The organism is Kitasatospora sp. NPDC057198 (assembly GCF_042670125.1).
Taxonomy (GTDB): domain Bacteria; phylum Actinomycetota; class Actinomycetes; order Streptomycetales; family Streptomycetaceae; genus Kitasatospora.
In genome coordinates, this window is sequence record NZ_JBHUWH010000499.1 from 1 (window position 1) to 5,521 (window position 5,521).

General features: G+C 77.9%; 2 protein-coding genes and 1 pseudogene. All 3 read right to left on the reverse strand.

The window, feature by feature from the left end:
- Positions 1–490 (reverse strand): annotated as a pseudogene (locus ACFUEL_RS34085) (hypothetical protein); the annotation flags it as partial.
- A 70-nt stretch (positions 491–560) separates the two neighbouring features.
- Positions 561–4,082, reverse strand: a complete 3,522-nt coding sequence (locus ACFUEL_RS34090; RefSeq protein ID WP_380241186.1) for a DUF4132 domain-containing protein — start codon at positions 4,080–4,082, stop codon at positions 561–563.
- A 77-nt stretch (positions 4,083–4,159) separates the two neighbouring features.
- Positions 4,160–5,299, reverse strand: coding sequence for a hypothetical protein (locus ACFUEL_RS34095; RefSeq protein WP_380241188.1), 1,140 nt, complete (start codon positions 5,297–5,299; stop codon positions 4,160–4,162).
- Between the last annotated feature and the right edge of the window lie 222 nt (positions 5,300–5,521).

Below are 5,521 nucleotides of genomic sequence, written 5' to 3' on the forward strand. Positions count from 1 at the left end.
GCTGGGTGCCGTCCCCGTAGTCCACGGCGAAGGCCGCGAGGGCGGCCCGGACGGCGAACGCCAGGCCGTGCCGGGCCGTCCAGGCGCTGGCCGGCTCGGTCTCCTCCGGGTGCGGGACCCTGACCCGCCCCCCGAACGGCTGGATCAGCGCGGCCAGCGCGCCCGCGCCGAGCGGGTCGGCCGCGCCGTCCCGGTACGCCCGGACGGCCCGGCACAGCCCCGGGTCGCTGCCGGGCGCGGCCAGCACCGTCTCGATCAGCCCCCGCACCAGCCGGACCCACTGCTCCTCGACGTCGACCGCCTCCGCCCCCGGCCAGTCCACGGACGGCACCAGGACGCCGTTCCGGCGCGGCAGCGCCCCCCAGACGTTCCACGCGTCCGTCAGGACGAAGGTGTCCTCGTCCGGCAGCACGCCCTCCCCGACCCGCGTCCCCTGCTGCACGACCCGCCCCTCCCACGCCCGTCGCGCCCCCGCCGCTGCGGTGGCCACCGGGGCACCGTAGCGGGCCCCGCCGACAGCACGGCGCCGGGCGCGGTTTCACCCGGTGCCGGACGCGGTCTCACCCGGTGCCGGTCAACTCCGCGAGGTCGGTGAGGAGTTCGCAGGCGGTGACGGCGTCCAGCTCGGCGAAGGGGCGCTGGTGGCCCGCGCGCAGCCGGTACGCGCCCGGACGGGTGCCCAACCAGACCTCCCGCAGGGTCTGTTCGGGCCGGGTGCTGCTCGGCTCGTGGTGCAGGCCCGGGTCGAACGTGACGCTCAGCCGCAGGCCGCCCGGCAGGCGCCGGTAGAGGAGGCGCCGGAGCCCGTTCTGGTCCGGGTTGCTGACCGCCCAGCCGTTCCCGCGCCGGAGCAGCGCCCGCAGCGCCTCGGCCGGGGCGGTGCGCTCCTCGAACCGCTCCAGGCGGTCCGCGGCCCGCTCGTCCGGCGTCAACACGCTGACCGGACGGCCGAGTTGCGGGAACGGCTGGATGACCAGGTAGTCGGTGAACAGCTCCGCCCAGAGCGCCAGGTCCGTACCCAGCAGGGCCGGGTGGGCCAGCCGGACCACCGCGTCCGCGGGCAGGTCGAAGGGCTCGTCGCGGACGTCGGCGAAGGTCCCGTCCTCGGCGATCCGGAAGGCGGTACGGGCAGCGGTGCGGTCGGCGGTGCAGTCGGGGGAGCGGCCGTCGGTGCGGTCGGCGGTGCGGTCGGCGGTGCGGCCGTCGGTGTCCGGTCCGTCGTCCTCCCCGGCCGTCCACAGCAGCCGGTGGGCGAGGTGCCGGAGCAGCGGATGGGTCAGGAACAGCGACCCGAACTCGGCCGCGCTCCAAGCACGTTGGGTGATCATGGCGCTCTCCAGCCGGGAGATCTGCTCGGCCCCGACGGCCGCCAGCTCCTTCTTCAGCACGCCGTAGCGCTTGCGGGCGGCGGGCGCCAGCTCCGGGTCGTCCTTGGCGGTGGGCGCGGGCACGGCCGCCCGGCGCTTGCCCGCCCCGTCCAGCAGGTACGGCCGCAGCTGCGGGTCCAGGGCGACGGTGAACGCGCGCGGGCCGTAGTCGAGCCGGGTCGTCCCGTCCTGCTCCAGGCCGAGGTCGGGCACCAGGCGGTCGGCCAACTGGTCCGGCGTCAGGCGCAGTTCGAGGGCGACCTCGGCGATCTTCTCCTGGGCGCGGGCCCGGATCGCGTGCTGGCGCACCCGCTGCGCGATGCCGTGCAACTGCCCCAGCGCGGCGTCCGTGCCGATCGCCGCCAGCACGTCCAGGCCCTCGTTCGCCCACCGGGCGGCCTTCTGGCGCGGCCACAGGCGCAGCACCGGGGCCAGCCGGCGGGCGGTGTCGTCGTCGCCGAAATCGCCGAGCTGGGTCAGCGCCCAGCTCTCCTTGGCGGGCAGCCCGGCCAGCCGCCACTCCTGGAACACCGCCCAGCAGAACGCCGCCCAGGAGCCGGGCTCGCACTCCCCGGCGACCTGCGCCAGGCCCGGGTAGGGGGTGCCGGCCTTCGCCAGCGCCATCATGGTCAGCACGTGCCGGACCGCCGCCCGCGGCAGCTCCGCCCCCGAACGCAGCACCAGCGGCGGCAGCAGCTCCGCCGCCAGCCACGACGGGGGCTGCGGCAGCCGCGCGGGCAGCGACTCCACCAGCGGATCGGCGGCCAGCAGCGCCGCGAGGGCCTCCGCCGCCCGCTCCCCGTACCGCTCGGCGGCGGCCGCCGTCAGGGCCCCGGCCCCGTGCCGCCCGGCGGCCGACCGCAGCGCCCGCCCGGCCGCGGCACGGGCCGGGCCCGCCGCGCCGACCGCGTCCGGGACGAGCAGCAGCGCGCCCGCCACCCCGTGCCGGGCGAACCACGAACGGGCCGCGGTGCGCACCGACTTGCGGGTGGACAGGCCCTGCGCCATCAGCCGGGCCGCCGCCACGTCCAGCACCGGCAGCAGCAGCGGCGCCAGCTGCGCGGGCCGGGCCCGGACGGTCTCCAGCAGCGCCGGAAGGGCCGCCGTGCCGTACTTGGCGACGACCGGGCGCAGCGCCTCCGGCTCCGGGTGGAGGAAGTTCGCCAGCCGCCCCAGCAGCGGGGTCATCACCTCCACCGGGGCCTGCCACAGCAGCCGGCAGGCGCTCAGGAAACCCGGCGTGCTGCGGAACGCCTTCGGCCCGAACACCGCCCAGTCGGTGTCGTCCGGGTGCTCCCGCCACTCGTGGGACTCGCGCGCCCGCTCCGTCCACGCCTCCCGCTCGCCCTCCTGCCAGCACAGCGCGGACGACCCGTCGACGGCCACCTCCACCGCCGCCGGCCGCCCGGCCCGGCGGGGCCGCTGCCACGGCGGGGACGCCAGCGCGGCGGGCCACTCCCGCTCCCCGGCGGCCGGGCCGGCCGGGCCCGCGGCGGGCAGCGCGCGCACGAACCCGGCCGCGGCCGGGTCGAGTCGCTCCAGTCGTTCGAGCAGCTCCGCCAAGTCGGCGGCGCGGGAGCGCAGTTGGCGCTCCAGCAGGTGGCGCGCGGTGACCCCGCCGTCCCGGGCGGCGGCCGACAGCAGGCGCAGCGCGCGCACCGGGTAGCGCTCCACCGCCCGCCACAGCACCGGCACCACCGTCTTGTCGTCCGCCCGCTCCAGCAGCGTCCCGAACGCCTCGTCGCCGGGGAACTCCAGGATCAGCGCGGCCAGTCGGGCCGCCGCGTCACCGCTGTCGAGCCGGCGCAGCGCCCGGGCCAGCAGCGGCAGCGCGTCCGTCCCGAGGCCGTCCGCGACGGTCGCCGCCGTGCCCGCCGTCCACTGGAACCAGTCCATCGCGGGGGCCACCCGGACGGCCTGGGCCCGGTGGCCGAGCGAGGACGCCAGCAGCGCCCACATCGCCGGGCGCTGCCGCGGCGTCTCGTCGATCCAGGCGTCCACCCAGCCCTCGGCCTCCGGGAACAGGTACGCGGTGCCCCGCCGCCGCAGCTCCCCGCCCGACCGCTCCGCCCCGGCCGCCGCCAGGGCCTCCCGGTAGGCCGGCCCGTCGGCGACCGCCAGCAGGCGGCGGGCGTGGCGCAGCGCCCCGGCCTGCTCGACGCCGTAGCGGTACGTCTCGGGGTTCGCCGCCAGCAGGCACGGCAGGTAGCTGCCGGGCCTGGAGCGCCAGAAGCCGACCTCCAGCGTGGCCACGGCGGCCCGGACGGCGAACGCCAGCCCGTGCCGTGCCGTCCAGGCGTCCACCAGCACGGCCCCGCCCGCGTCGCCCGCGGGGCTTCCGCCGTCCTCGCCGTCCCCGTCGTCCGTCGCGTACAGCGGGGGCAGCATCGCGGCGACGCAGGCCGCGCCCAGCGCGTCCGGCGCGCCGCCCAGGTACGCGCGGGCGGCCCGGACCAGTTCCCCGTCCGACTCGCGGCCCGTGCACACCTGCTCGATCCACTCCCGGTGCCCGTCGACCAGCGCGTCCTCCGCGGCGACCGCCGCCGGGCCCGGCCACGCCACCGGCGAGGACGTGCCGCCGCCGCGCCGCGGCACCACCAGCGCCCGCCACCCGGCCGGCCAGTCGAACGCGTCCTCCCCCGACGGCCCGCCCCCGCCGACCGGCTCCCCCTGCTGCACCGCGCCTCCCGCACCCGTACCCCGCTGAACGATCACCGGCCCACCCTAGGCGACCGCCCCGACACGACCGGAGGCCGTGCCGGGGCGGAGCGGGGCGGGATCCTGACGGTGCGTCAGAACGCGGAGGTGTACGCCAGCAGGAACGGCGCCGCCACCGGCGAACCGCCCGGGTTGAAGCACAGCGGGGCGAGTTTCACCGTGCCCGAGCTGCGCGTCCAGGGCAGTGCGAGCTGGCACCAGCCGGGGCCGCTGCCGTACGCGGTGACCTGCGCGTGGTCGGACGGGACGGCCACGCCGGTCATCACCACCGTGGACGGCACGCCGACGCTCAGCGTGTTGGCGCCGCCCACCGAGTTGAAGTTCGTCCCGGCCGGCACCGCGCCGTTGTACCAGAGGTACCCGAAGGACTTCGGCGGGAACGCCGGGCCGTGCACCGCCCGCTTGACCGAGTAGCTGAGCGTCCAGGCGGTGTCGTACGGCGCGTTGGCCGCGTCGAAGCAGGCCACCAGGAAGGTCTGCCCGGTGCTCGACGGGTACCAGGTCGCGACCTTGCAGCGCGCGCCCTGCGCCGCGTTCACCGCGGTGACCTGCACGTCGCCGAGCTCGACCGAGGAGCCGAGGCCGGGCAGCCACGCCTTCCACAGGCCGGTCGAACCGTGGCTGGACAGGTTGGCGCCGCCGGCCGAGTTGTACTGCGAGAGCAGCGCGCCGGAGGGCAGCGAGTACAGGTAGCCGTAGTCGCCGCCGGGCGGCGGGGGCGTGCCGGTGCTGCTGCTGAACAGCACCGTGAACGGCGAGGGCGCGGGCGCCCCGGCCGGGTTGTAGCAGGCCACCTTGACGTCCAGCCCGGTGCCGACGGTGCCCCAGCCCTGGACCTGGCACCAGGTGCCGGTGCGGTTGACGGCGGTGGCGTGCGCGACCCCGACCGCGCCGCCGCCGATCAGCGGGAAGTGCACCGTGTACGTGCCCGCGCCGGTCTGGTCGACCTTGACCGGGTTGGCCGCCGGCGAGGGCCAACTGCCCCACTGGCGCGAGGGATCGGGGACGTAGCCGGGCGGCGGCGCCGGGTTGTCCAGGTAGGCGAAGCCCCACCGGTCGGGCACCGCGGCGTGCGCCGGGGCGGCCGCCGGAACGGCCACCGCCAGCAGGGCGGCCAGCAGGGCCAGGACGAGCGGGACGGGACGGAGGGAGCCGCGCAGGGGCGCGGCGGGACGGAAGGTGCCGCGCGGGGGCGCGGCGGGGCGGACGGGCATGGGCGGTTGACCCCCAGGGTGGTGAGGACGGTGCCGACTGCGTACGGGGCGTGCGCTGGGAACTCCCGCCGGGGGCGCGACTGTCGGGTGGCCGGGCGCGGGCCGGCCGGCAGTCTGCCGGGGCCTGGGTGCGCCGGGGCCCGCAGCGTGCCGGGGCCGGACGGGTCGAACGGTTCGGAACGGGTCGAACGGAGCGGAGCGGGGAGCCCGTCGTCACCGCGG

Bases quoted from the DNA above. Each gene is read 5' to 3' on its own strand.
- ACFUEL_RS34095 (WP_380241188.1), bottom strand. From the start codon at position 5,299: ATGCCCGTCCGCCCCGCCGCGCCCCCGCGCGGCACCTTCCGTCCCGCC.